General features: G+C 43.7%; 22 protein-coding genes and 1 pseudogene. 17 read left to right on the plus strand and 6 right to left on the minus strand.

Translation table 11 applies throughout. The features are described from left to right. The first annotated feature begins 136 nt into the window (after positions 1-136). The 7 genes from ACTNBF_RS01730 (at position 137) to ACTNBF_RS01760 (ending at position 6,321) form a co-directional block, all read left to right on the plus strand. Complete coding sequence (locus tag ACTNBF_RS01730) at positions 137-967, plus strand: acyltransferase domain-containing protein (protein ID WP_441088651.1); 831 nt, start codon at positions 137-139, stop codon at positions 965-967. Between the two features lie 95 nt (positions 968-1,062). Then, positions 1,063-1,827 (plus strand): SDR family NAD(P)-dependent oxidoreductase, encoded by a 765-nt coding sequence (locus tag ACTNBF_RS01735; RefSeq protein WP_441088652.1) that lies wholly within the window; start codon positions 1,063-1,065, stop codon positions 1,825-1,827. A gap of 31 nt (positions 1,828-1,858) precedes the next feature. Next, the gene (locus ACTNBF_RS01740) at positions 1,859-2,407 is read left to right on the plus strand and encodes an AraC family ligand binding domain-containing protein (protein WP_441088653.1); all 549 of its coding nucleotides are present in this window, start codon (positions 1,859-1,861) and stop codon (positions 2,405-2,407) included. A 27-nt stretch (positions 2,408-2,434) separates the two neighbouring features. Then, positions 2,435-2,842 carry a helix-turn-helix domain-containing protein gene (locus tag ACTNBF_RS01745; protein ID WP_441088654.1) on the plus strand — a complete coding sequence of 136 codons (408 nt, stop codon included), beginning with the start codon at positions 2,435-2,437 and terminating at the stop codon, positions 2,840-2,842. 206 nt (positions 2,843-3,048) lie between these two features. After that, positions 3,049-4,458 carry a rhamnulokinase gene (rhaB, locus tag ACTNBF_RS01750; RefSeq protein ID WP_441088655.1) on the plus strand — a complete coding sequence of 470 codons (1,410 nt, stop codon included), beginning with the start codon at positions 3,049-3,051 and terminating at the stop codon, positions 4,456-4,458. A gap of 37 nt (positions 4,459-4,495) precedes the next feature. Further along, positions 4,496-5,752, plus strand: coding sequence for an L-rhamnose isomerase (locus ACTNBF_RS01755; RefSeq protein WP_441088656.1), 1,257 nt, complete (start codon positions 4,496-4,498; stop codon positions 5,750-5,752). A 20-nt stretch (positions 5,753-5,772) separates the two neighbouring features. Then, positions 5,773-6,321: a class II aldolase/adducin family protein gene (locus tag ACTNBF_RS01760; protein ID WP_441016505.1), complete on the plus strand. Its 549-nt coding sequence runs from the start codon at positions 5,773-5,775 to the stop codon at positions 6,319-6,321. Here ACTNBF_RS01760 and ACTNBF_RS01765 read toward each other — a convergent pair. Continuing rightward, the gene (locus ACTNBF_RS01765; RefSeq protein WP_427818944.1) at positions 6,250-6,894 is read right to left on the minus strand and encodes a hypothetical protein; all 645 of its coding nucleotides are present in this window, start codon (positions 6,892-6,894) and stop codon (positions 6,250-6,252) included. The two genes, ACTNBF_RS01760 and ACTNBF_RS01765, sit on opposite strands and share 72 nt — an antisense overlap. 246 nt (positions 6,895-7,140) lie before the next feature. On the opposite strand from ACTNBF_RS01765, the gene ACTNBF_RS01770 reads away from it, so the two are divergent. The 3 genes from ACTNBF_RS01770 (at position 7,141) to ACTNBF_RS01780 (ending at position 11,537) form a co-directional block, all read left to right on the plus strand. Then, on the plus strand, positions 7,141-7,920 hold the full coding sequence (locus ACTNBF_RS01770; protein ID WP_441024066.1) for a lysostaphin resistance A-like protein: 780 nt from the start codon (positions 7,141-7,143) through the stop codon (positions 7,918-7,920). Positions 7,921-8,104: 184 nt separating this feature from the next. Further along, on the plus strand, positions 8,105-10,723 hold the full coding sequence (gene adhE, locus ACTNBF_RS01775; protein WP_427818946.1) for a bifunctional acetaldehyde-CoA/alcohol dehydrogenase: 2,619 nt from the start codon (positions 8,105-8,107) through the stop codon (positions 10,721-10,723). A gap of 55 nt (positions 10,724-10,778) precedes the next feature. Beyond that, entirely contained in the window at positions 10,779-11,537 is a 759-nt protein-coding gene (locus ACTNBF_RS01780) for a phosphotransferase (protein WP_427808200.1), read from the plus strand. 118 nt (positions 11,538-11,655) lie between these two features. Here the strand turns inward: ACTNBF_RS01780 and ACTNBF_RS01785 are convergent, their stop codons facing one another. Together ACTNBF_RS01785 and ACTNBF_RS01790 are read right to left on the minus strand one after the other, a co-directional pair. After that, the gene (locus tag ACTNBF_RS01785; protein WP_427818947.1) at positions 11,656-11,883 is read right to left on the minus strand and encodes a hypothetical protein; all 228 of its coding nucleotides are present in this window, start codon (positions 11,881-11,883) and stop codon (positions 11,656-11,658) included. A 79-nt stretch (positions 11,884-11,962) separates the two neighbouring features. Beyond that, positions 11,963-12,838, minus strand: a complete 876-nt coding sequence (locus tag ACTNBF_RS01790) for a helix-turn-helix domain-containing protein (RefSeq protein ID WP_427818948.1) — start codon at positions 12,836-12,838, stop codon at positions 11,963-11,965. A 157-nt stretch (positions 12,839-12,995) separates the two neighbouring features. Between ACTNBF_RS01790 and uxuA the strand changes: the two genes are divergently transcribed. The 3 genes from uxuA to uxaC are packed head-to-tail and all read left to right on the plus strand — an operon-like array spanning position 12,996 to position 17,094. Next, positions 12,996-14,066: a mannonate dehydratase gene (gene uxuA / locus ACTNBF_RS01795; protein WP_427818993.1), complete on the plus strand. Its 1,071-nt coding sequence runs from the start codon at positions 12,996-12,998 to the stop codon at positions 14,064-14,066. After that, entirely contained in the window at positions 14,066-15,676 is a 1,611-nt protein-coding gene (locus ACTNBF_RS01800) for a mannitol dehydrogenase family protein (protein WP_441024063.1), read from the plus strand. Before uxuA ends, ACTNBF_RS01800 begins: the two co-directional genes overlap by 1 nt. Positions 15,677-15,693: 17 nt before the next feature. Beyond that, positions 15,694-17,094, plus strand: a complete 1,401-nt coding sequence (gene uxaC, locus ACTNBF_RS01805; RefSeq protein WP_441088657.1) for a glucuronate isomerase — start codon at positions 15,694-15,696, stop codon at positions 17,092-17,094. A gap of 64 nt (positions 17,095-17,158) precedes the next feature. Here the strand turns inward: uxaC and ACTNBF_RS01810 are convergent, their stop codons facing one another. Continuing rightward, positions 17,159-17,920 carry an IclR family transcriptional regulator gene (locus ACTNBF_RS01810; protein ID WP_441016482.1) on the minus strand — a complete coding sequence of 254 codons (762 nt, stop codon included), beginning with the start codon at positions 17,918-17,920 and terminating at the stop codon, positions 17,159-17,161. Between the two features lie 354 nt (positions 17,921-18,274). On the opposite strand from ACTNBF_RS01810, the pseudogene ACTNBF_RS01815 reads away from it, so the two are divergent. The 3 genes and pseudogenes from ACTNBF_RS01815 to ACTNBF_RS01825 all read left to right on the plus strand — a co-directional run. After that, positions 18,275-18,886, plus strand: a pseudogene (locus tag ACTNBF_RS01815) (bifunctional 4-hydroxy-2-oxoglutarate aldolase/2-dehydro-3-deoxy-phosphogluconate aldolase); the annotation flags it as partial. A gap of 33 nt (positions 18,887-18,919) precedes the next feature. After that, positions 18,920-19,945 carry a PfkB family carbohydrate kinase gene (locus ACTNBF_RS01820; RefSeq protein WP_441024058.1) on the plus strand — a complete coding sequence of 342 codons (1,026 nt, stop codon included), beginning with the start codon at positions 18,920-18,922 and terminating at the stop codon, positions 19,943-19,945. 103 nt (positions 19,946-20,048) lie between these two features. Beyond that, positions 20,049-21,074 carry a sugar kinase gene (locus ACTNBF_RS01825; protein WP_441028613.1) on the plus strand — a complete coding sequence of 342 codons (1,026 nt, stop codon included), beginning with the start codon at positions 20,049-20,051 and terminating at the stop codon, positions 21,072-21,074. Here ACTNBF_RS01825 and ACTNBF_RS01830 read toward each other — a convergent pair. Beyond that, positions 21,025-21,564, minus strand: coding sequence for a methylated-DNA--[protein]-cysteine S-methyltransferase (locus ACTNBF_RS01830; RefSeq protein WP_441018966.1), 540 nt, complete (start codon positions 21,562-21,564; stop codon positions 21,025-21,027). The genes ACTNBF_RS01825 and ACTNBF_RS01830 overlap by 50 nt on opposite strands. Positions 21,565-21,688: 124 nt before the next feature. Here ACTNBF_RS01830 and ACTNBF_RS01835 point away from each other — a divergent pair, with 124 nt between their 5' ends. Further along, complete coding sequence (locus tag ACTNBF_RS01835; RefSeq protein WP_427818955.1) at positions 21,689-21,946, plus strand: hypothetical protein; 258 nt, start codon at positions 21,689-21,691, stop codon at positions 21,944-21,946. Positions 21,947-22,039: 93 nt separating this feature from the next. On the opposite strand, the gene ACTNBF_RS01840 is transcribed toward ACTNBF_RS01835, so the two are convergent. Beyond that, positions 22,040-23,260: a 6-phosphofructokinase gene (locus ACTNBF_RS01840; protein WP_441088658.1), complete on the minus strand. Its 1,221-nt coding sequence runs from the start codon at positions 23,258-23,260 to the stop codon at positions 22,040-22,042. Positions 23,261-23,296: the final 36 nt, after the last annotated feature.

Here is a 23,296-nt window from a genome sequence, read left to right on the forward strand (position 1 = left end):
CATCTTAAAAGAATAAGAACAGGAGGGTGACGAAAGTTCCACTCCTGTTTTGGATATTGGAAAGTTATGAACTTTACAACTATGGGAAAGTCTGATTTAATAAATATGAAATGCAAACGAAAGAGGGACATTAGGTATGGAAATACAAGAACTTATGAATAAGATTCGTCTCCCGGAGGAAGCGCAAGAGACAGTAGTCAGATTTCTCCTGGAGGAGGAAATGTATAATGAAAAGAAAGATCTGTTTTACAAAGATACGAGAGCATTTCTGAGAGAATGGAAAGAAAGTGAGAATCATCTGCAGTGGCTTCTCTCTTTTTATTTGAAATTGGCATTGGAAGTATATGAAGAATATAAGAGACAGGGCATAGCAGAAAAAATATTTGTGGATACGTTTTATGATATTACGATCTGGTGTGAGGAATGCAAAAGAAAATACGGTGTCTACGGAATAAATGAAGCCGGATGGATTGCATTTTCTATTAAGATGAGGTTGTTCCGTCTGGGCAGAATCCAGTTTGAACCTATGACACTTCAGGAAGATATGACAGGAAAGAGCGAAAAGCTGGAAGCTGGTACGAAAGTGCTCAATGTACATATCCCGGCAGGTGAGAAACTGGATATTACAGAGTGCAGAAAATCGTTCCGGCAGGCTGAAGAATTCTTCGGAGAAAGCTATGAAGCATATGTTTGTGATTCCTGGCTTCTTGTACCGGCGCTTAAGGAGATACTGCCGGAAACAAGTAATATTATACAGTTCCAGAATCTGTTTGAAATTGTAAATATACATCATCGTTTTCCGCAGGCAGAACAGCGTATTTTTGCGGAGGTCAGGGAAGATAAAGAGAATTATCCGGAAGTCACCGTACTTCAGAAACGGGCAAAAGAATATATCCTTTCCGGAAAGGACATCGGAATCGGAGTCGGATTTTTCCGAAGAAAATCAAGGATGGAAATGGCAGAATGATAAATTAAGCATTGGAAAAAACAGATTGACCTGCTGTAAGAGAACGGTTATAATTAACTATGTGTTAAAAAAATAACAAAGAGGAGGGCGATGAAATGAGCCGATTAGAAGGAAAAGTAGCTATCATTACTGGAGGAAATTCCGGAGTAGGTGCTGCGACAGCAAAACTTTTTGCAAAAGAAGGTGCAAAAGTTGTGATCAGTGCCCGCAGAGAAGCGCAGCTTAAGGATGTTGCTGATGCAATCCGCGAAGCAGGAGGAGAAGTCCTTCCGGTTGTAACAGACATTTCCAAAAAAGGAGATGCTGACAAGCTGGTAGCAAAAGCTGTTGAAGCATATGGAAAAGTAGATATCCTGATCAATAATGCAGGTGTTCTTGAAGAAGGTCTGAAGCCAATCGATCGTTTCAAAGACGAGGATCTGGACCGGATCGTTGAGATCAATCAGAAAGGAACCATGTACTGCATGCGTGCCGCTACAGCAGAAATGTCAAAGACTGGTTACGGTTCTATCGTAAATGTGGCTTCTATTGCTGGTGTTATGGGATGCGGCGGTGCAGCTTATGTATCTTCCAAGGCGGCAGTAATCGGCGTGACACGCCATACAGCTCTCCGTTTTGCAGGAACCAATATCCGTTGTAATGCAGTGTGCCCGGGAACGATCGTGACACCTATGGTTGCAGGAACCGATCCGACAACTCTTGACCCGGATATGATGGGACAGATGGCAAAGCACAGTGATCTGAAAGTCCAGCCGTGTATGCCGGATGATGTTGCAAATATTCTGTTGTTCCTTGCAAGCGATGAGTCACGCGCGATTACCGGACAGGCAATCTGGACCGATTTCGGAGGAACATTATAATCAATCTCAGACAGAGAGGCGACGGGAAACTATGAACCCCGAATTAATCAGTAAAATGCAGGAGATATCTCCGGAAGAACAGAGCTATCTGGACGGAAATGCGACTGCCAACAAAGAACTTTATACCAGTGAAATTAAATTTGAAATTGATCGTAACCGTTTCCTGAAAGAGGGACGTCTGATTACGGTGCGCCTGCACAGCCGGTTTATCGATTTCCCGGCCCATCGGCATAATTACATTGAAATTATGTATGTGTGTCAGGGAACGATCACCCATTATCTGGATGGAAAGGAAGTGACCCTGCAGAAGGGCGATCTGCTTCTTCTTAATCAGCACGTGCAGCACGGAGTCCGGCGGGCTGAGTATGAGGATATCGGGATTAATTTTATCGCACTGCCTGAGTTCTTTGATATCCCGCTCCAGATGCTGAAAGAGAATAATACACTGGCGGAATTTCTTGTTAACACACTTCGACAGAATCATCCGGTATCACATTATCTGGTGTTCCGACTGGGAGAGAATCAGGCAATTGAGAACCTCATGGAAAATATGATCAGTTCCATGCTGAATGATGAGTAGAATGAAGACAGCATCAATCAATATTCCATGGGGATCGTTTTTCTGTATCTTCTGCGCCATGTTGATTGTCTGACACAGAGTTCCTCACAGAGCTATAAGGATGTGGTTGTGCAGTCAACGTTATCTTACATCGATACCTGGTATAAGACGGCAACGCTGTCGAAAATCGCAGAAGATTTTCACCAGTCGCTCTCGGTGCTGAGTAAAATGATTAAACAGACCACAGGATTTACATTTCAGGAGCTGCTGCAGCGCAAGAGATTCCAGAAGGCAGTCATGCTGCTGGTAGAATTTGATCTTCCGATTGAAGAGATTGCGGTAGCTGTAGGATATGAGAACCAAAGCTATTTTTACCGTAAGTTCAAAGAACGGTATGGAATGACGCCGAGAAAATACAGGTTGGAGCATAAGAACGATCGTACAATAAGAATTTAACGAAAGAAGAATAAACAGAATGGGTGATAACCACCGGTTCTGTTTATTTTTTTGCTTTCTATACCGGAGAGAGCCAGCTGTGTTCCGGGCCAGATGTGAATATGGAAAATAAGGACAGTTTTTTGGTCAAAACAGAATCTAAAACAGCGGGATGATTTTTGGTATATTTACCTTAACAGGAAGGGATACAGAAAGGAGAAAATGAAATGCAGACCTATTATTTGGCAGTTGACATCGGAGCTTCCAGCGGGCGGCATATTCTGGGGCATCTGGAAAACAGAAAAATGATTCTGGAAGAAATCTACCGCTTTGAAAATGGAATGGATATCCGGGACGGGAAAAAATTATGGGACGTCCGGAGATTGTTTTCGGAAATTGTGGCAGGAATGAAAAAGTGTAAAGAGATCGGGAAAATTCCTGTAAGTATGTCTATTGATACGTGGGCGGTCGATTATGTACTGCTGGATGAAGATGACCGGATTCTTGGGGACACATATGGCTATCGGGACAGCCGGACAACACGAATGGATATAGAAGTATACAAGATCATACCGGAACCGGAGTTATATCAGAAGACCGGTATCCAGAAACAGATATTCAACACCATTTACCAGCTTATGGCTGTGAAACAGAACACACCGGAACTTTTGGAAAAAGCAAAGACATTCTTGATGCTGCCGGATTATTTCCAGTTCTTATTGACCGGAAATAAATTGTCGGAGTATACGAACGGAACATCGACACAACTTGTGAATCCATTTTATAAACAATGGGATGAAGCTTTCATCCAAAGTCTTGGATATCCTTCTGAGATGTTCCTTCCATTGTCTATGCCGGGAACCGTTGTGGGAAATCTGACAGAAGAAATGCAGAAAGAGATCGGATATGATCTGATAGTGGTCCTTTGTGCAAGCCATGACACGGCATCGGCTGTGATGGCGATGCCAAAAGCAGAGAGGGAAGGGCTGTATATCAGTTCCGGAACGTGGTCACTCATGGGAACAGAGGTGGCAGATGCAATCTGTACAGAACAAAGCCGAAAAGCCAATTTCACCAATGAAGGCGGGTATGATTACCGGTCCCGCTATCTGAAAAATATTATGGGACTCTGGATGATCCAGTCTGTATGGCATGAACTGAATGACGGATATTCCTTTGCACAGCTTTGTGAAATGGCAGAAGCATGTAAAGATTTCCCGTCACGGGTCGATGTGAATCATGAAGTATTTCTGGCTCCGGACAGTATGATTCAGGCAATCAAAGATTATTGTGCATATACCTGCCAGAAAGTACCGGAGTCCGTCGGAGAGATCGCGACAGTCATCTATCAGAGCCTGGCTGAGTGTTACGGGAAGACGGTACATGAGATCGAAGAAAACACACACAGGGAATACGATGAAATTTATATCATCGGTGGAGGTGCAAATGCTGCTTATCTAAACCAGTTGACAGCCAACACAACAAAGAAAACAGTATATGCCGGTCCGGGAGAGGCCACTGCAATCGGAAATATGATGGCTCAGATGATATGGGACGGAAGATTCAACACTCTGTTTGAAGCAAGAAAGTGTGTGCGGGAATCTTTTGATGTAAAAGTATACAGACCGCAGTTATAAGAGCCAACAAAAAATAGAATGGAAAAGGAGAATGATTATGGCAACACGTTATGAATCAGCAAAAGAAATTTATGCAAAGCTTGGTGTAGACACAGAGGCGGCAATTGAGAAATGCAGAAATATCCCGGTTTCTCTTCATTGCTGGCAGGGAGATGATGTGATCGGATTCGATCATGAAGGGCCGCTCACAGGTGGAATCCAGACCACAGGAGATTACCCGGGAAGAGCAAGAACACCGGAAGAGCTTATGGCTGATATGGATAAGGCAATGAGTCTGATGCCGGGAAAGAAAAAAATCAATGTGCATGCATGTTATGCAATTTTTGAAAACGGTGAATTTGCAGACCGTGACAAACTGGAACCAAAGCATTTCCAGAAATGGGTTGATTTCGCAAAAGAGAGAGGAATGGGATTGGACTTTAACCCGACATTTTTCTCACATGATAAGGTGAAAGACGGTCTGACGCTGTCCAGTCCGGATGAAGAGACGAGAAGATTCTGGATCGAGCATGGAAAAGCATGCGTATGTATTTCCTCTTACTTTGCTGAGCAGACAGGAATCTCATGTGTTATGAATATCTGGACAGGCGATGGATACAAGGATATCCCAGCGGACCGTATGGGACCGAGAGTGCGCTATAAAGAATCAATTGATGAGATCCTTTCTGAACCATACGATCCAAAGATGTTAAAACCATGTGTAGAGTCTAAGGTGTTTGGTATCGGAGTCGAGGCTTATACGGTGGGATCCGCAGAATATGCACTCAGCTATGCAGCGGCAAATATTGATAAATGCCTGCCGCTTATGGATAACGGACATTATCATCCGACAGAAGTTGTCTCAGATAAAATTCCGGCATTACTTACATTTTTCCCGGAGATTGCTTTGCATGTGACACGGCCGATTCGCTGGGATTCCGACCATGTGGTTCTGTTTGATGATGAGACAAAAGAAATCGCAAAAGAAATTGTCCGCTGCGAAAGAGGTATAGAACGTACTTATATCGCACTGGATTACTTTGATGCATCCATTAACCGTATTTCTGCATGGGTAACCGGATTCAGAAGTTCCCAGAAAGCACTCTTAAATGCCCTTTGCACACCAAACGAGATGCTTAAAGAACTTCAGGATACGAATCAGATGTCTAAGAAAATGGTGCTCCAGGAAGAAATCAAGACACTTCCGCTGGGAGATGTCTGGGAAGAATACTGCAGAAGATGTGGTGTGGCAGCTGAAGGCTGGTTTGAAGAAGTAGAAAAATACGAAGCAGAAGTACTCAGCAAGAGAAACTAAATTTGGAAGGAGAAAAGATTATGAGTATTATGGATGTAAAATTTGTACAGGGATTTATTCGTATGTGTAATGACGGATGGGAGCAGGGATGGCATGAGAGAAATGGCGGAAACCTGTCTTACCGCATGAAAGAGGAAGAGGTTGAAGAAGTAAAAGAATATCTCAGTCTTGACGGAGAATGGAAAGAAATCGGAACTTCTGTGCCTGAATTGGCAGGAGAATTCTTCATGGTAACAGGAAGCGGAAAATATTTCCGCAACGTCATCCTGGATCCGGAAGACAGCATCTGTATCATAGAATTGGATGAAAAAGGTGAAAATTACAGAATCTGCTGGGGCCTGGTAAACGGAGGAAGACCGACCAGTGAACTGCCTAGCCATCTTATGAATCATGAAGTGAAAAAGTTGGCAACCAATGGTGCGCACAGAGTCATTTACCATGCACATACAACGAACGTCATTGCACTTACCCTAAAGATAAAAAAGCTTTCCGGCAATTCAGTTCAAAATAACTTTCTCGCCGGTTGTTCCAAAATAACAGCATCCCTGATAGAGGTCATTTTCATATAATCTGACAAGAATCGTCCGCATCCGCAAATCGAGCCGGTGGTAGACGACGGAGCTTACCCAGGGAAGACCGAGGATATACTCTCTTTGATTTTCCTCCAGAACCTTGAGAGAGTCTGAGAATCCTGCAGGATCTTTCAAAAGCCGCAGACCGAAATCGCAGGATGCATAGGCATCTTCAGAATTTGCAGCATATTTTGCGGAAAGTAAGTCGGAAAGTGGACCATGTGTATCGGGATCATAAGTATAGGTAGTCCAATGAATCTCCGGCAGCGTAGCTTCACTGACAATAACCTGACGGAAGCTGGTTCTTCCGTAGCTGTCCCTATCCTGAATGTAGGAGATTTTTTTGTGAATGCCTGCATTTCCGGGCTCTTCCAGAAGAAGTATGCGGTTGTCCAGCATCGATTCCCATACGATTCGCTGAATGCGTTCATAAGGTGTGGGAAAATTAAGCTTTTTGGATATCTGGGGGACGGTATATCCGTGCCCGGCCAGATGGCGGATGGCACCGTCGCTTGCTACTTCAAATGTAAAATTGGATAGTGCTTTTTGAAAATAATTTTCTTTGGACATAGACAGCCCCCTGATTCTTAAATAGACTGTATGATGAATTCATTTCAGTGGTGCTTTGTATTATGATACAGTATAACATTTGCGGGAGGTACAGTCAATGTTCCCGCGGGTGGAATCCATAAGAATCAGGGGATACGACTGTATAGAAATTGGCGTTGTACGAGTGAAAAAAAGGTGATAAAATAACGGATAATATGAACCGTTATATGACGGGATACCGAGGAAGTATGAAAGGAGACTTGGCGTGTGAAGAATAGGAAATATAAATCATGGAAGCAGAGGGTGACGGCGTTTGTATTGGGATTTCTGGTATTGCCGGCAGTACTGATGCTTCAGTCGCTGATGAATATCATGTCATATCAGATTCTGGGAACAGCTCCGACACTTGCAGTTAATGCAGTGCCGATCACATTGATCTTGATCATGCTGATCGGAATCTGGTATCGGTTCGAGACAGGATACCGGTTTTCCCCGGTGCAGGATGTAGGGAAAGTTCGAAGAGCACCGCTTTACCTGGCGGCAGTCGGAATAGGGGTCCAGGGAATCAGCAGTCTTATGATGATTGCCATACAAATTCTGCTTCCAAAGGCGTTGGAAGATTATGAACAATTGCTCGGAAATTCGGGAATGGGAACGATGTCTCTTGCGATTATATTTTATACAGTTCTTCTGGCTCCGATTGTGGAGGAACTGATTTTCCGCGGACTGATCCACCATTATTTTGAAAAAGCAGGATTGGCGTTCTGGATCGCGAATCTTTTGCAGGCGATACTGTTCGGTATTTACCATCTGAATCTGGCGCAGGGAATCTGTGCCGGAGTTATCGGAGTATTGATCGGTTATGTGGTAAGAAAATATGACACATTGGCGGCGGGGATTGCACTTCATATTGTTTTTAATATGTGGGGATATGGACTTATGCTCTTTTCTGTTCCGGACAGTCTGGGTAGAATCCTTCTTATTCTGGAGCTGATCCTTGCCGGATACGGGCTGTGGGGAATAATGCAGATACAAAAAGAATGGTAAATATGCTGTGTGTTTTATGCGATTTTGGCGTTTGATTATGCATAATGTTGAAATCGTTATTTATTTAACAATTTGTGTTGACAAAAGAAATAGAATCCAATATAATAGCATTATAAAGATTGTTAATTAATTAACAATAAGCAAACTACTATGATTCCATTATTTCATTACAGGAGGATTCAAAATGGCAAATCAGGAAACCAACATCCCAACCATAATCGACAACCCGGAAGCGCTGGAAGCGAAAATGAAAGCGATGAAGGAAGCACAGAAAGTCTTTGCTACTTATACACAGGAGCAGGTAGACAAGATTTTCAAGGCTGCGGCTACAGCAGCAGATAAGGCCCGTATCCCACTTGCAAAAATGGCAGTTGCAGAGACCGGAATGGGTATCGTAGAAGACAAAGTAATCAAGAATCATTATGCATCAGAGTATATTTACAACGCTTATAAAAATACAAAGACCTGCGGTGTGATCGAAGAAGATCCGGTATACGGAATTAAAAAGATTGCAGAACCGATCGGACTTGTTGCCGCAGTTATTCCTACTACTAACCCTACTTCGACAGCGATTTTTAAGACATTGATCGCATTGAAGACAAGAAATGCAATCATCATCAGCCCACATCCGCGTGCAAAAGTGTCTACGATTGCTGCGGCAAAACTCGTTCTGGAAGCAGCAGTAAAAGCAGGTGCACCGGAAGGAATCATCGGTTGGATCGATGTTCCGAGTCTGGAGCTGACCAATATGGTTATGCAGGATGCTGATATTATTCTTGCCACAGGTGGCCCGGGAATGGTTAAGGCTGCGTACTCTTCAGGAAAACCGGCACTTGGTGTCGGAGCAGGAAACACTCCGGTTATCATTGATGAGACAGCAGATATCCGCCTGGCAGTGAACTCCATCATCCATTCCAAAACATTTGACAATGGTATGATCTGTGCTTCTGAGCAGTCAGTTACGGTACTGGAAAGTGTTTACAAACAGGTCAGAGATGAATTTGAATACAGAGGATGCTATTTCCTGAAAGGTGATGAGATTGAGAAGGTAAGAAAAACAATTCTCATCAACGGCGCACTGAATGCGAAGATTGTTGGTCAGAAAGCAGCTACAATTGCTGCGATGGCTGGCGTAACTGTTCCGGAAGAGACGAAGATCTTGATCGGTGAAGTGGAATCTGTAGATATCAGTGAAGAATTTGCTCATGAGAAACTTTCTCCGGTACTTGCGATGTACAAAGCAAAAACATTTGACGAAGCACTTGCCAAAGCTGAACAGCTTGTTGCAGACGGCGGATATGGACATACTTCTTCTCTGTACATTAATACGAATGAAAAAGAAAAAATGGCAAAACATGCAGCAGCAATGAAAACTTGCCGTATCCTTGTCAACACACCATCTTCACAGGGTGGTATCGGCGATCTTTACAACTTTAAACTGGCTCCATCTTTGACACTTGGATGTGGTTCATGGGGCGGAAACTCCGTTTCTGAAAACGTTGGAGTAAAACACTTAATCAATGTCAAGACCGTTGCTGAAAGGAGAGAAAACATGCTCTGGATGAGAACACCTGAAAAAGTATATTTCAAGAAAGGATGTATGCCGGTTGCACTGGATGAACTCGGAACCGTTATGGGCAAGAAACGCTGCTTCATCGTAACAGACTCTTTCCTTTACAAAAACGGATATACAAAACAGATTGAAGATAAATTAGACCAGATGGGAATTGTTCATACATGCTTCTCTGATGTAGAACCGGATCCGTCCCTTGCATCTGCTAAAGCCGGTGCTGCAGCAATGCGTGCATTTGAGCCGGACTGCATTATTGCACTTGGTGGTGGTTCTGCTATGGATGCCGGAAAAGTTATGTGGGTTCTTTATGAAAATCCGGATGCAGACTTCGACGATATGGCAATGGACTTCATGGACATCCGCAAGAGAATCTACACCTTCCCGAAGATGGGTAAAAAAGCATATTTCGTTGCGATCCCGACTTCTTCAGGTACCGGTTCAGAAGTAACACCATTTGCAATCATCACAGATAAAGAGACCGGAATCAAATGGCCGCTTGCTGACTACGAACTGATGCCGAACATGGCAATCGTTGACACAGACAATATGATGAGTGCTCCGAAAGGACTTACCTGTGCGTCAGGTATCGACGTAATGACACATGCAATCGAAGCTTATGTTTCTATTATGGCTTCCGATTATACAGACAGCCTTGCACTGAAGGCAATCAAGCTCGTGTTTGATTACCTGCCGCGCGCATACAAAGACGGAAATGATGTGGAAGCAAGAGATCATATGGCAAATGCATCCTGCATGGCCGGTATGGCATTTGCAAATGCATTCCTTGGTGTAAACCACTCACTTGCTCACAAATTAGGTGCATTCCATCACCTGCCGCATGGTATTGCAAATGCGCTGGTACTTACAGAAGTAATGCGTTATAATAGTGCTGAGGTACCGACAAAGATGGGTACATTCTCTCAGTATCAGTATCCGCACACACTGGCGCGTTATGCTGAAATCGGACGTTTTGTAGGTCTGACCGGAAAGAACGATCAGGAAGTATTTGAAAAACTTCTTGCTAAACTGGAAGACCTGATGAGAACGATCGAGATCAAACCGACGATCAAGGATTACGGTGTAGATGAGAAATATTTCCTGGATACTCTGGATGACATGGTAGAGCAGGCATTTAACGACCAGTGTACAGGTGCGAACCCGAGATACCCGCTGATGTCAGAGCTGAAAGAAATCTATCTGAAAGCTTACTATGGTACAGAAAACAAATAGGTAAATGCAGATATTTTTAGACGTATAAATCAGTTTAAAAGAAAGGATGTCTACCATGAATGTAATGAATAAAGATGTAGTTGTAACCCGTCCGTATAAGGTTGTTTATAGAGAAGGGGATCAGATCATAAAAGTGTTCACACCGGAACACGGAAAAGCAAATGTATTTAACGAAGCTCTGTGCCAGGCACGTGTGGAAGAAAGCGGACTGAACATTCCAAAGGTTCTGGAAGTAACCCAGATTGACGGAGAGTGGGCTCTTAAGATTGAATATGTAGAAGGAAAGACCATGGAAGAGATCATGGAAAATGATCCGGTCAATATGGAAAAATACATGGAGCAGTTTGTGGATCTTCAGCTTACCATGCATGCAAAAAAAGCTCCGCGTCTGACGCTTCAGAAGGATAAATTCGCACGTAAGATTGAAACTCTGAAAGAAACTGTTGATGCTACAACACGTTATGAGCTTCAGACCAGACTGGATTCTATGCCGAAGCATACCAAGCTCTGCCACGGCGATTTTAACCCGAGCAACGTAATTGTAGCAGAAGACGGAACCATGACCATCGTAGACTGGTCACATGCTACACAGGGAAATGCAAGTGGGGATGCTGCGATCACGTATCTGCAGTTTGCATTAAAGAATCAGAAACTTGCAGATCTGTATCTGGATCTGTTCTGCAAGAAGAGCGATACAGCAAAACAGTATGTACAGAAATGGCTTCCGATTGCGGCAGCAGTACAGCTTACGAAGGGAATTGAAGAAGAGAAAGCATTCCTTTCAAGATGGATCGATGTAATTGACTTCCAGTAGGAATTATTATTATATCAAAATAACGCTCAGACCATATGGTCTGGGCGTTTTTTTATAATGTAGAGAGGGAAATTCAAGTACGCCTCGGCTGCCTTCTTTGGAGTATTATATTTCTAAATCAGGATTGTAACTGCCGGAGCATCTGGAGCATTTCCAGATCTTCGGCAGTTACTTTCAGGTTGGAAGCAAAGCTCTTACCGTCAGGGCAGGTGACCTGGATTTCCAGGATCGTACCCTCCTGGATGGCATTTTGGGATACGGCTTTTATAAAATTCGGAAACTTTGGATGACGGGCAGTGAACTCGTTCCAGAGTTTTTTAATTTGAAATAAATTCATAGGATTCATATGATTCATACTCCTTTAAACTGGTTTCATGTAATTTGCAGGATAAAGTATAGCACGGCTGAAAAAAGCTTACAACGAATTAATCATATTTTGTCAGCTGTTTTTCTCGATAGTCTTTCGGGGAGATTCCGTATTCTTTCTTAAATGCCCGGAAAAAGCTGGAGTAGTCCCCGAATCCGTAAGCCTGATAAACTTCAGAAATATTAGCATTTCCAAGGATGGCTTCCTTGCAGAGGGCAAGCCTTTTTTTCGTGATATACTGGTGGATCGACATGCCGATCCTGTCTTTGAAAACATGTGCGATATGATATTTACTTACATAAAATTCCTCAGCCAGCTTTTCAAGAGGCAGATCCTCATCCAGATGCTCTTCGATGTAGGATGTGAGCTGCCGGTAAAGATCCTGCTCTTCACCCGGTGAGCTAGGAACATTTCTCGCATAGATCAGACGGTTGAGAAAAAGCACCAGATCGTTGACGCACAAAGTAATCTGCGCAGCACGGCCGAACCGTTCGGAGTGCATTTCTTCGATCAGCCTGAGAATCAGCGACTGAATGGTGTTGAATGTAATCCGGTCGTTGTGGAAAAGATAAGTTTTGGAAGTTTCAACATATTGCATCAGATAGACATAGTCTGGTGAAAGCTGCAGCAGATGGCTGCAGTATTCCTGGCTGATCCAGAACACAAACCGCCGATAAGGGACTTCGTGACTGTGGATGATCGGCTTGTGCGGAATGTGAGGCGGCATCAGCATAATATCGCCATATTTGATGGGAAATGTTTCCTGACCGATCTGGATACTGACATCTCCTTCCAGGAAAAAATAGAATTCATAATAATCGTGTGAGTGCAGGGCTACTTTTTCCAGGTTCTGGTCATTATAATAATAGATTTCAAAATCCTGTGCTACCATATACTGCCTGGTACTGAAAGCGGTCTGTAAATTCTTTCTCATGACAGTCTCCTTTCCGAATGAGAAGTACTGTATTTAGTCTAACATGAAACCGCAATTTTTGCAATGTATAGGGCAACCTCATCAATGGTATTTTGCATGGGAAAATAATAGAATCAACAAGTAAAACATCGATTCAGAAAAGGAAGGTATGAAAATTATGGAAATGACACTGAGATGGTACGGAAGCAAATTTGACACGGTTACGCTTCAGCAGATCCGCCAGATTCCGGGCGTTACGGGCGTAATCACGACGCTTTACGATACGGCACCGGGGGAAGTGTGGAGCCGTGAGAGAATCCGTGCGATGAAAGAAGAAGTGGAAGCGGCCGGCCTTCATATTGCAGGAATTGAAAGTGTAAATATTCATGATGCAATTAAAACAGGCGCGCCGGAAAGAGACCAGTACATTGCAAATTATATCGAGACATTGGAGAATCTCGGAAAAGAAGATCTTCATCTGGTATGTTACAACTTTATGCCGGTATTTGACTGGACCAGAACCGAACTCGCAAGAGTACGTCCGGATGGTTCTACCGTGCTTGCCTACACACAGGAAGCAGTAGATGCACTGGATCCGGAGAAGATGTTTGAATCCATCGCAGGTGATATGAACGGAACTGTAATGCCGGGATGGGAACCGGAGAGAATGGAACAAGTGAAAGAGCTGTTCGAACTTTACATGGATGTAGACGATGAGAAATTATTTGAAAACCTGAAATATTTCCTGGAAAAGATTATGCCGGTGTGTGACAAATACGATATCAATATGGCAATTCATCCGGACGATCCGGCATGGAGTGTGTTCGGCCTTCCGCGTATCATCATCAACAAGAAGAATATCCTTCGCATGATGGAAATGGTGGACAATCCGCACAATGGCGTAACCTTCTGCTCAGGTTCTTACGGAACCAACCTTGAGAATGATCTGCCGGATATGATCCGCTCTCTGAAAGGAAAAATTCATTTTGCGCATGTCCGCAATCTGAAATTCATCACTCCGACCAACTTTGAAGAAGCGGCTCATCTTTCAAGCGACGGAACATTTGACATGTACGAAATCATGAAAGCTCTCTACGATATCGGATTTGAAGGACCGATCCGCCCGGATCACGGACGTATGATCTGGGATGAAGTGGCAATGCCGGGATACGGACTCTATGACCGTGCACTTGGAGCAACATATTTGAATGGTTTATGGGAAGCAATCGAGAAAGGGGCAAGAAAATAATGAAATTAAGTACAAACGGACTTGTAAATAGAAACGAATGGGAAGAAAAAGGATATGCCCTTCCGAAGTTTGATCGTGAAAAAGTAGCGAAAGCAACAAAGGAAAATCCATTCTGGATCCATTTTGGAGCAGGAAACATTTTCCGTGCGTTCCAGGCAAATGTGGTTCAGAATCTGTTAAATGAAGGGGTACTTGACCGCGGACTTATCGTGGCAGAAGGTTTTGACTACGAAATTGTTGAAAAAATGAACCGCCCGCATGACGATTACAGCATCCTTGTTACACTGAAGGCTGACGGAAATGTGGATAAGACAGTGGTCGGAAGTGTAGTAGAGTCCCGCATACTGGATTCTGAAAATACTGCTGAGTATGAGCGCCTGAAAGAAATCTTCCGCAAAGATTCCCTTCAGATGGTTTCTTTCACAATTACAGAGAATGGATACAGCCTTGTAAACGGAAAAGGAGAAATGCTTACGGCAGTTGTAGAAGATTTTGAAAAAGGACCGGAAAAACCGATGAGCTATATCGGAAAAGTTGCATCTCTTCTGTACACCCGTTATCAGGCGGGTGAGAAACCGGTCGCTATGGTCAGCATGGATAACTGCTCTCACAACGGCGACAAGCTGTATGCGGCAGTCAATGCATTTGCAGAAGCGTGGACCAAAAACGGACTGGCAGAAGAGGGGTTCCTTGCGTATGTGAATTCAAAAGAGAAGGTAACCTTCCCGTGGTCCATGATCGATAAAATCACACCGAGACCGGATGCTTCTGTAGTAGAAATTCTGAAGAATGACGGTGTTGAGGAGTTGGATCCGGTCATCACTTCCAAGAACACGTATGTGGCACCTTTTGTAAATGCAGAAGAATGTGAATATCTGGTCATCGAAGATGCATTCCCGAACGGAAGACCGGAGCTTGAAAAAGGCGGTCTGATGTTTACCGAGAGAGAGACCGTTGATAAAGTAGAAAAGATGAAAGTCTGCACCTGTCTGAATCCGCTCCATACAGCACTTGCTGTTTACGGATGTGTGCTCGGTTATCAGAAGATTTCAGATGAAATGAAAGATGAAGAGCTTAAGAAACTGGTTGAGACCGTCGGATATGTAGAAGGTCTTCCGGTTGTTGTAAATCCGGGCGTCCTCGATCCGAAGGAGTTTATTGACACCGTACTGAATGTGCGTATTCCGAACCCGTTTATGCCGGATACTCCGCAGAGAATTGCAACCGACACTTCTCAGAAGCTGGCAATCCGTTTTGGAGAGACGATCAAGGCTTATCAGGCATCTGATGAACTGGATGTGAAATCTCTGAAGTTGATCCCGCTGGTATTTGCAGGATGGCTTCGTTACCTGATGGCGGTAGATGATGAAGGAAATAAATTTGAACTCAGCCCGGATCCGCTTCTGGATACCGTATGCCCATTTGTTGCGGGACTGGAACTGAAAGAAGATCAGGATGTAGAAGCGAAAGTTGCACCGGTACTGAGGATGAAACAGATCTTTGGCGTGGATCTCTACGAAGCAGGTCTTGCAGATATGGTTGTCGGATATCTGAAGGAACTGACAGCGGGCAAGGGAGCGGTACGTGCGACTTTGAAAAAATATGTGTAAGGGCAGGTGCAAATAGTATGAAAGCATTTATGGATAAAGATTTCCTACTTGAGACAGAAACAGCACAGAAATTATATCATGAATATGCGGCGAATATGCCGATTCTCGATTATCACTGCCATATTAATCCGCAGGAGATCGCCGAGGACAGAAAGTTTGAGAATATCACACAGGTCTGGTTGGGAGCGGATCATTATAAATGGCGTCAGATGCGCTCCAACGGTGTAGAAGAAAAATACATCACAGGAGATGCTTCTGATCGTGAAAAATTCCAGAAATGGGCAGAAACACTGGAAAAAGCAATCGGAAATCCGCTCTATCACTGGAGCCATCTGGAACTGCAGAGATACTTTGGATATTACGGTGCGTTAAATGGAGAGACTGCAGAAGAGGTATGGAATCTCTGTAATGCAAAACTTCAGGAGGACGGCATGAGTGCGAGAAATCTGATTCGTCAGTCTAATGTAACACTGGTATGTACGACCGACGATCCGGTAGATTCACTGGAATGGCATGAGAAAATTGCGGCAGATGAGAGCTTCGAAGTACAGGTACTGCCTGCATGGAGACCGGATAAAGCGATGAATCTGGAAAAAACGGATTATCTGGAATATCTGAAAAAACTTGAAGTAGTAAGCGGCGTGAAGATTGATAGTTTTGCATCTCTGATCGAAGCACTAAGAATCCGTATGGATTATTTCGCAGAGCACGGATGCTCCGTATCGGATCACGGTCTGGAATATGTGATGTATGCTCCTGCATCGGAAGAAGAAATCGAAGCAATTTTTGCGAAAAGACTTCGCGGGGAAGCAGTCAGCCGTGCAGATGAACTTCAGTTTAAGACCGCATATATGGTGGCACTCGGAAGAGAGTACCATAAGAAAAACTGGGTTATGCAGCTTCATTATGGAGTGAAACGTGACAATAACGGAATGATCTTCGGAAAACTGGGACCGGATGCAGGAATCGACTGCATCAATAACTATGCTCCGTCTTCTGAAATGGCAGATTATCTGAATGCACTTGCCATTACAGATGAATTACCGAAGACAATCCTGTATTCCTTAAATCCGACAGACAACGCAGCAATCGGAACAATCATTGGATGCTTCCAAAGCGAAGAGGCCCGCGGAAAAATCCAGCAGGGAAGCGCCTGGTGGTTCAATGATAATAAGCAGGGAATGATCGAGCAGATGACATCACTGGCAAATCTTGGACTTTTAGGGAACTTTATTGGCATGCTTACGGATTCCAGAAGTTTTCTGTCTTATACCAGACATGAATACTTCAGGAGAATTATGTGCAATTTGATCGGAGGCTGGGTAGAGAACGGAGAATACCCGGCAGACGAAAAAGTACTGGGACGCATGGTACAGGATATTTCTTATAATAATGCAGTAAGATATTTTGGGTTTTAGCTAATGACAGGGGGACAGATTCCTTGACTCACACGCATGTGAGTCAAGGAATCTGTCCCCCAATCTATTGCCCCATTTCCTGTAGAATTCGTTTTTTTGTATCTAAGATCATTGGTTTGAATCTTTTTAAATCTTCGTCCGTCATCCGGTCTTTTGGTGCAGATATGCTGATCGCATATTTGGGTTTACCATGAAAACTTCTGAGGGAGACTGCGATACATCTTACACCCAATTCATTTTCTTCATTATCCAGAGAATACCCGCATTTACGGATTTCCTGAATCAAATGCATAAATTTATTGAAATCGGTAATGGTATATTCTGTCAGTTTGTGAATATCACTTTGTTCCCAGATACTCTTTATTTTCTCGTCTGACATATCGGCCAGCAATGCTTTGCCAACTCCGGAAGAGAAAAGAGGGATTGTTTTCCCAATCATAGAAACAAGGCGTACAACATTCTGGGAAGCTTCCACTTTATCAATATAAACAGCGTTCATGCCGTCGATTTCCACAAGATGGACAGTCTCACCGGTCTGCTCTGCAAGTGACTTGATATAAGGATGTGCCAGATCGATAATATTGTTCTGAGAAAGGACCTGGTTAGCAATTCCGCAGAACTTAAAACTAAGGCTGTATTTTAAAGTTTCAGGATCCTGTTTTACATAATTCATGCAAATCAGTGAGTTCAAGATGCGATGAACCGTTGTTTTGTTCAGATTTAACCCTTTGCTCAGTTCCAGAAGTCCCATGGGGCCGTATTGCGCTAGGTATTCTATAGTATTGAAGATACGTTCTGATACCTGGATAGGATTCTTTTCTTCCATGAAAGATTCACTCCGTTTCTTGTACTTGGGGTGCTGCATATTCTGCGCATCAAATTGTACTAAGTGGAATTGTAGCACGATTGTCAGGGAGAGTAAACAGGAAAATATCGTATTTTTTTTGAAATGTTTTTTGGGAAAAATCTGAAAATCCTGGAATGGACTGAAACGAAAAAAATTGAATAAAAAGTGCTGTTAACGCTTGACAATAGGAAGAAAGAGAGTATAATCATAGACACGAAAAGTTCATATTATGAAATTGAGTTTCATAATATGAAACATAGGCCGAAAGAATATAAATGGGAATAGGTCAATCTGGAAGGCAACAAGAATCGAAGTAAGAAAAGGAGAATCAAGATGAATGAAGTATTAGAAAAAATTCAGGAAATCGGTATCGTACCGGTCGTAGTACTTGACGATGCCAAAGATGCAGCACCACTTGCGAAAGCATTATGTGAAGGCGGACTTCCATGCGCAGAGGTTACATTCCGTACCGCAGCAGCAGAAGAGTCCATCCGTATTATGAGTGAGCAGTTTCCGGAAATGCTGGTAGGCGCAGGCACTGTGCTTACAACAGAGCAGGTTGACCGTGCAGTTGCAGCAGGAGCGAAATTTATCGTAAGCCCTGGAATGAATCCGAGAATCGTTAAATATTGTGTAGAAAAAGGAATTCTGATCACTCCGGGATGTGCGAATCCAAGTGATATCGAACAGGCTCTGGAAAATGGACTTGATGTTGTAAAATTCTTCCCGGCAGAACCGGCAGGCGGTCTTAAGATGATCAAAGCTATGGCAGCTCCGTATGTAGGAGTGAAATTCATGCCGACCGGCGGAATCAACCAGAACAACGTAAGAGATTACCTTGCATACGACAGAATTCTTGCCTGTGGCGGAAGCTGGATGGTAAAGGGAGATTTGGTAGCGGCAGGAGAATTTGACAAGATTAAAGAACTGGCAGCAGAAGCAGTAGAAATCGTAAAAGAAAGCAGAGGGAAATAAGAGATGAGTAAGAAAGTTATCACATTTGGAGAATTAATGTTAAGACTGGCACCGGAAGGATATTATCGTTTTGTACAGGCTGACAAGCTTGGCGCAACATTCGGAGGCGGAGAAGCAAACGTAGCTGTTTCCCTTGCAAACTATGGATTTGACGCAGCATTTGTTTCAAAACTGCCGACTCACGAGATTGGACAGGCAGCGGTAAACTCACTTAGAAGATACGGTGTAGATACATCTTACATCGCACGCGGCGGAGATCGTGTAGGAATCTACTATCTTGAAAAAGGTGCTTCTCAGAGACCTTCCAAAGTTATTTATGACCGTGCAGGTTCTTCTATTTATACAGCTTCTCCGGAAGATTTTGACTGGAAGAAGATTTTCGAAGGCGCAGAATGGTTCCATTTCACAGGCATTACACCGGCACTGAACGACGGTGTGGCAGCAATCTGCCTGGAAGCATGCAAAGCAGCGAAAGAAATGGGCGTGAAAGTTTCCTGCGACCTGAACTACAGAAATAAACTGTGGAACAAAGCAAAAGCAGGCGAAGTTATGGGCGAGCTTTGCAAATATGTTGATGTATGTATCGCAAATGAAGAAGATGCGGCAGATGTATTTGGAATTAAAGCAGCAAATACAGACGTAACAGCAGGTACTGTAAACCATGAAGGTTACAAGGATGTTGCAAAACAGCTTGCTGACCGTTTCGGATTTGAGAAGGTAGCAATCACACTTCGTGAGTCTGTCTCTGCAAACGACAACAACTGGTCCGCTATGTTATACGACGGAACAGATTACTATTTCAGCAAAAAGTACAAGATGCATATCGTTGACCGTGTAGGCGGCGGCGACAGCTTCGGGGGCGGTCTGATCGCAGCATGCCTGAGTGGATACGATGCACAGGCAACGATCGAATTTGCAGTTGCAGCATCTTGCCTGAAACACTCCATCGAGGGTGATTACAATATGGTCTCAATGGACGAAGTTGCCAAATTAGCCGGAGGAGATGCTTCCGGACGTGTCCAGAGATAATATAAACCCATTTTTGTCATGATTTGAAAAGGGGCGTATCTTTGAAAGAGGATACGCCCTTTTTCAAAAAGGAAGAGTATGGAAAAGTGAAGGAGAGCGCGTTATGGAGAAAAAAGAATTTGATTTATTATCTTTAGGGGAAATATTACTGAGACTGTCACCGCCGAATAATGAGAGAATTGTGCGTGGCGATATGTTTGAGAAACAGGTAGGAGGTGCGGAACTGAATGTGGCTTCCGGTGTGTCACTTCTCGGACTCCGTTCCGGAATCATTTCCAGAATTCCGGAAAGCAGTATCGGACTATTTGCAAAGAATAAGATTCGTTTCTGCGGAGTCAGTGATGATTACCTGGTTTACGATGACAGCCGCGATGCAAGACTTGGAGTGTATTATTATGAAAATGGCGCATATCCAAGAAAGCCGGGCGTTGTATATGACAGACAGCATTCCTCTATGACAAGACTGGATATCAATGAATTTGACGAGAAAATCTTCCGCTCGACCAGATGCTTCCACACCTCAGGTATTACACTGGCACTCAGCGATGCATGCCGCAAAACAGGAGTGGAGATGATCCGCCGCTTCAAAGAAGCAGGGGCGCTGATTTCCTTTGACGTAAATTTCCGACTGAATCTCTGGTCCGGAGAAGAAGCAAGAAAATGCATTGAAGGAATTCTTCCGTATGTAGACATTTTCTTCTGCTCAGAAGATACAGCCAGACTAACTTTCGGAAAAGAAGGCAATCTATATGAAATCATGAAGAGTTTCGCAAAAGAATACCCGATTTCAGTCATGGCATCTACCCAGAGAACAGTACACAGTCCGAAGGTACATAGCTTTTCCTCCGTAATCTATGACGCGAAAGCCGATAAATTCTATGAAGAAAAACCATACGAAAATATCGAAGTCGTTGACCGGATCGGAAGCGGAGACGCATATTGCTCCGGTGCACTGTACGGCCTTCTGATGGAAGGCGGATGTTGCGAAAACGCATTAAAATACGGCAATGCATACAGTGCTGCGAAGAATACAATTCCGGGGGATATGCCGTCACTTAACAGGGATGAGATTGAAAATATTATACGGGATCATAATACGACGGGGTATCATAGTGAGATGAACCGGTAGGTTGTCTGCAGGGACGCTGCTTTTGTCCCTCTAGCTCAAGCAAGGCTTTTTTCACATCCAATCCTCCGCCATAACCAACCAGTTTCCCGTTTTTCCCGATTACGCGGTGGCAGGGAATGAGAATCATGATCGGATTTCGGTTGTTTGCCATTCCGACTGCTCGGCATCCTTTGGGATTGCCAACGGCGATGGCAATTTCTTCGTAGGATCTGGTTTCACCGTAAGGAATGGTAAGGAGTGCATCCCAGACTTTGCGTTGAAAATCAGTTCCTTTGGGGGCGAGCGGAAGGGTAAAATTCGTTCGTTTTCCATCCAGATATTCCAGAATCTGTTTTTCTGTTTCATATGCCAAATCAGGAAGATTTGTATTACTTTTAGAAAATATTTTGGAGTTTAGACTCAGCATGACAATAGAAGATGCTGTACAGCCGACGGTCATATCTCCAAGTCGGGTATAAAATGTATAATAAAATGTGGTCTCTTTTTCCATGTGGAATGCTCCTTTCTCAGAATCGGTATTGCTTCTTAGAATAACAGATTTTTCCTGAATTGATGAAATCAAAAAACTGTGTTATGATTGAGTATATCAGAAAAATATTTTGAGGTGAAGCAAAATGAAGATTATTATGTTTGGAACGAATGCGTGTAAAGATTGTCTGGAAGCTGTAAAGGCTTTGGATGAAAGAAATGCAGACTATATGTATCTGGAATTTTCGGAGAGCACGGCAAATCTGAAACGTTTTCTTAAGTTAAGGGATACGGAACCGTTATTTGATGAAGTAAAAGAAAGAGGAGCGATTGGAGTGCCCTGTTTCAAGCTGGAGGATGGAACCCTGACGCTTGATCTGCAGGAGGTATTGGATAAGCTGTAGATTGAAACGGAAAATCAGAGAAATAGATCAGGATGCAGTGAACCATTGGAACGCTGCATCCTTTACTATACTGTAAATGATTGAGTTTCTTAATTAACGCCGATAAGCGAAATATGGAAGTCCGTCTTTCATCGGAACTTCGACATTACCCTGAATGAGTGGTCTTGCGTAAGCAATGAATTCGCCTCCGATATCGGAGCCGTTTTCGGTGATCCATTTCTGCGGAACCGGTTTTTCCATGTTGCAGATGATGTTGACATCTGCGGTGCCGAATTCCAGTTCATACGGCTCAGAGCTCTTGCGGATAAAGGTAATCATCTTTCCGGTCTCGCCGTCGATTGCCGCTTTCACTGCAAATCTGCCGGATTCAACAGCTTCATTTAAATCGGTAGCAGACAGGCAGGATGAAGAGCATCTCTGACAAACGTTCAATTCAACGGAACGAACTTTTACGCCAAGTTTTTCTTTTACCAGATTCTCAAGATATTTTCCGGAACCGGTCAGCATCTTATGTCCGAAATTATCTACGCCTACATCGCTTGCAAGTTCGCAGACGAAGGTGCCGTTTCCATCGTTGATTCCTTCGGAAATGCAGACAACCAGGTTGGAGGTGGTCTGAAGTTTTTCTTTTACTTTTTCGATAAATGCATCGGTGTCAAATGCAACTTCCGGAAGATAGATGAGTACCGGATTATCCCCTTCGAATTTGCGGGCAAGTACGCTTGCAGCGGTGAGCCAGCCTGCGTGGCGCCCCATGATTTCAACAATTGTAACAGATTGTTTATTATCGTATACAGAGGCATCGATGGCGATTTCACGTACGGTGGAAGCTACGTATTTCGCCGCGCTTCCGAAGCCCGGAGTGTGATCTGTCTCGACAAGGTCGTTGTCGATCGTTTTCGGCACACCGATGATGCGGATCTTATTTCCTACAGAAGCCGCGTAGCGGGAAAGTTTGCTGACGGTGTCCATGGAATCATTGCCCCCGATATAGAAGAAATAGCCTATTTCAAATTCTTCAAATTTCTTAAATAATTCAGGATACACCGGATCTGACAGATCTTCCGGGAGTTTGTAGCGGCAGGAACCGAGGAAGGACCCGGGTGTCGTTCGGATTCTTTCCAGTTCTCCATTTTCTGCGAGAGGTGCCATCTCCATCGTACGTCCCGCCAGAAAACCTTCGATTCCGTTCACCATACCGATGACTTTGCCGATTGCAGGATTGGCAAGTCCTTCAGAAACCACGCCGTAAAGACTTCCGTTGATAACGGCGGTAGGTCCGCCTGACTGTCCGACCAATAAATTGTTGCTCATAACATATTCCTCCTTTAATACGTTTTCGTATCTTAT

The sequence above is a fragment of the Bariatricus sp. HCP28S3_A4 genome (assembly GCF_052066395.1).
GTDB lineage: Bacteria > Bacillota > Clostridia > Lachnospirales > Lachnospiraceae > Allocoprococcus.

What these genes read in the sequence shown, in the direction of transcription:
- ACTNBF_RS01730 (WP_441088651.1), top strand. Translation starts at nt 137, where the DNA reads ATGGAAATACAAGAACTTATGAATAAGATTCGTCTCCCGGAGGAAGCG.
- ACTNBF_RS01735 (WP_441088652.1), top strand. Translation starts at nt 1,063, where the DNA reads ATGAGCCGATTAGAAGGAAAAGTAGCTATCATTACTGGAGGAAATTCC.
- ACTNBF_RS01740 (WP_441088653.1), top strand. Translation starts at nt 1,859, where the DNA reads ATGAACCCCGAATTAATCAGTAAAATGCAGGAGATATCTCCGGAAGAA.
- ACTNBF_RS01745 (WP_441088654.1), top strand. Translation starts at nt 2,435, where the DNA reads ATGGGGATCGTTTTTCTGTATCTTCTGCGCCATGTTGATTGTCTGACA.
- rhaB (WP_441088655.1), top strand. Translation starts at nt 3,049, where the DNA reads ATGCAGACCTATTATTTGGCAGTTGACATCGGAGCTTCCAGCGGGCGG.
- ACTNBF_RS01755 (WP_441088656.1), top strand. Translation starts at nt 4,496, where the DNA reads ATGGCAACACGTTATGAATCAGCAAAAGAAATTTATGCAAAGCTTGGT.
- ACTNBF_RS01760 (WP_441016505.1), top strand. Translation starts at nt 5,773, where the DNA reads ATGAGTATTATGGATGTAAAATTTGTACAGGGATTTATTCGTATGTGT.
- ACTNBF_RS01765 (WP_427818944.1), bottom strand. Translation starts at nt 6,894, where the DNA reads ATGTCCAAAGAAAATTATTTTCAAAAAGCACTATCCAATTTTACATTT.
- adhE (WP_427818946.1), top strand. Translation starts at nt 8,105, where the DNA reads ATGGCAAATCAGGAAACCAACATCCCAACCATAATCGACAACCCGGAA.
- ACTNBF_RS01780 (WP_427808200.1), top strand. Translation starts at nt 10,779, where the DNA reads ATGAATGTAATGAATAAAGATGTAGTTGTAACCCGTCCGTATAAGGTT.
- ACTNBF_RS01785 (WP_427818947.1), bottom strand. Translation starts at nt 11,883, where the DNA reads ATGAATCCTATGAATTTATTTCAAATTAAAAAACTCTGGAACGAGTTC.
- ACTNBF_RS01790 (WP_427818948.1), bottom strand. Translation starts at nt 12,838, where the DNA reads ATGAGAAAGAATTTACAGACCGCTTTCAGTACCAGGCAGTATATGGTA.
- uxuA (WP_427818993.1), top strand. Translation starts at nt 12,996, where the DNA reads ATGGAAATGACACTGAGATGGTACGGAAGCAAATTTGACACGGTTACG.
- ACTNBF_RS01800 (WP_441024063.1), top strand. Translation starts at nt 14,066, where the DNA reads ATGAAATTAAGTACAAACGGACTTGTAAATAGAAACGAATGGGAAGAA.
- uxaC (WP_441088657.1), top strand. Translation starts at nt 15,694, where the DNA reads ATGAAAGCATTTATGGATAAAGATTTCCTACTTGAGACAGAAACAGCA.
- ACTNBF_RS01810 (WP_441016482.1), bottom strand. Translation starts at nt 17,920, where the DNA reads ATGGAAGAAAAGAATCCTATCCAGGTATCAGAACGTATCTTCAATACT.
- ACTNBF_RS01820 (WP_441024058.1), top strand. Translation starts at nt 18,920, where the DNA reads ATGAGTAAGAAAGTTATCACATTTGGAGAATTAATGTTAAGACTGGCA.
- ACTNBF_RS01825 (WP_441028613.1), top strand. Translation starts at nt 20,049, where the DNA reads ATGGAGAAAAAAGAATTTGATTTATTATCTTTAGGGGAAATATTACTG.
- ACTNBF_RS01830 (WP_441018966.1), bottom strand. Translation starts at nt 21,564, where the DNA reads ATGGAAAAAGAGACCACATTTTATTATACATTTTATACCCGACTTGGA.
- ACTNBF_RS01835 (WP_427818955.1), top strand. Translation starts at nt 21,689, where the DNA reads ATGAAGATTATTATGTTTGGAACGAATGCGTGTAAAGATTGTCTGGAA.
- ACTNBF_RS01840 (WP_441088658.1), bottom strand. Translation starts at nt 23,260, where the DNA reads ATGAGCAACAATTTATTGGTCGGACAGTCAGGCGGACCTACCGCCGTT.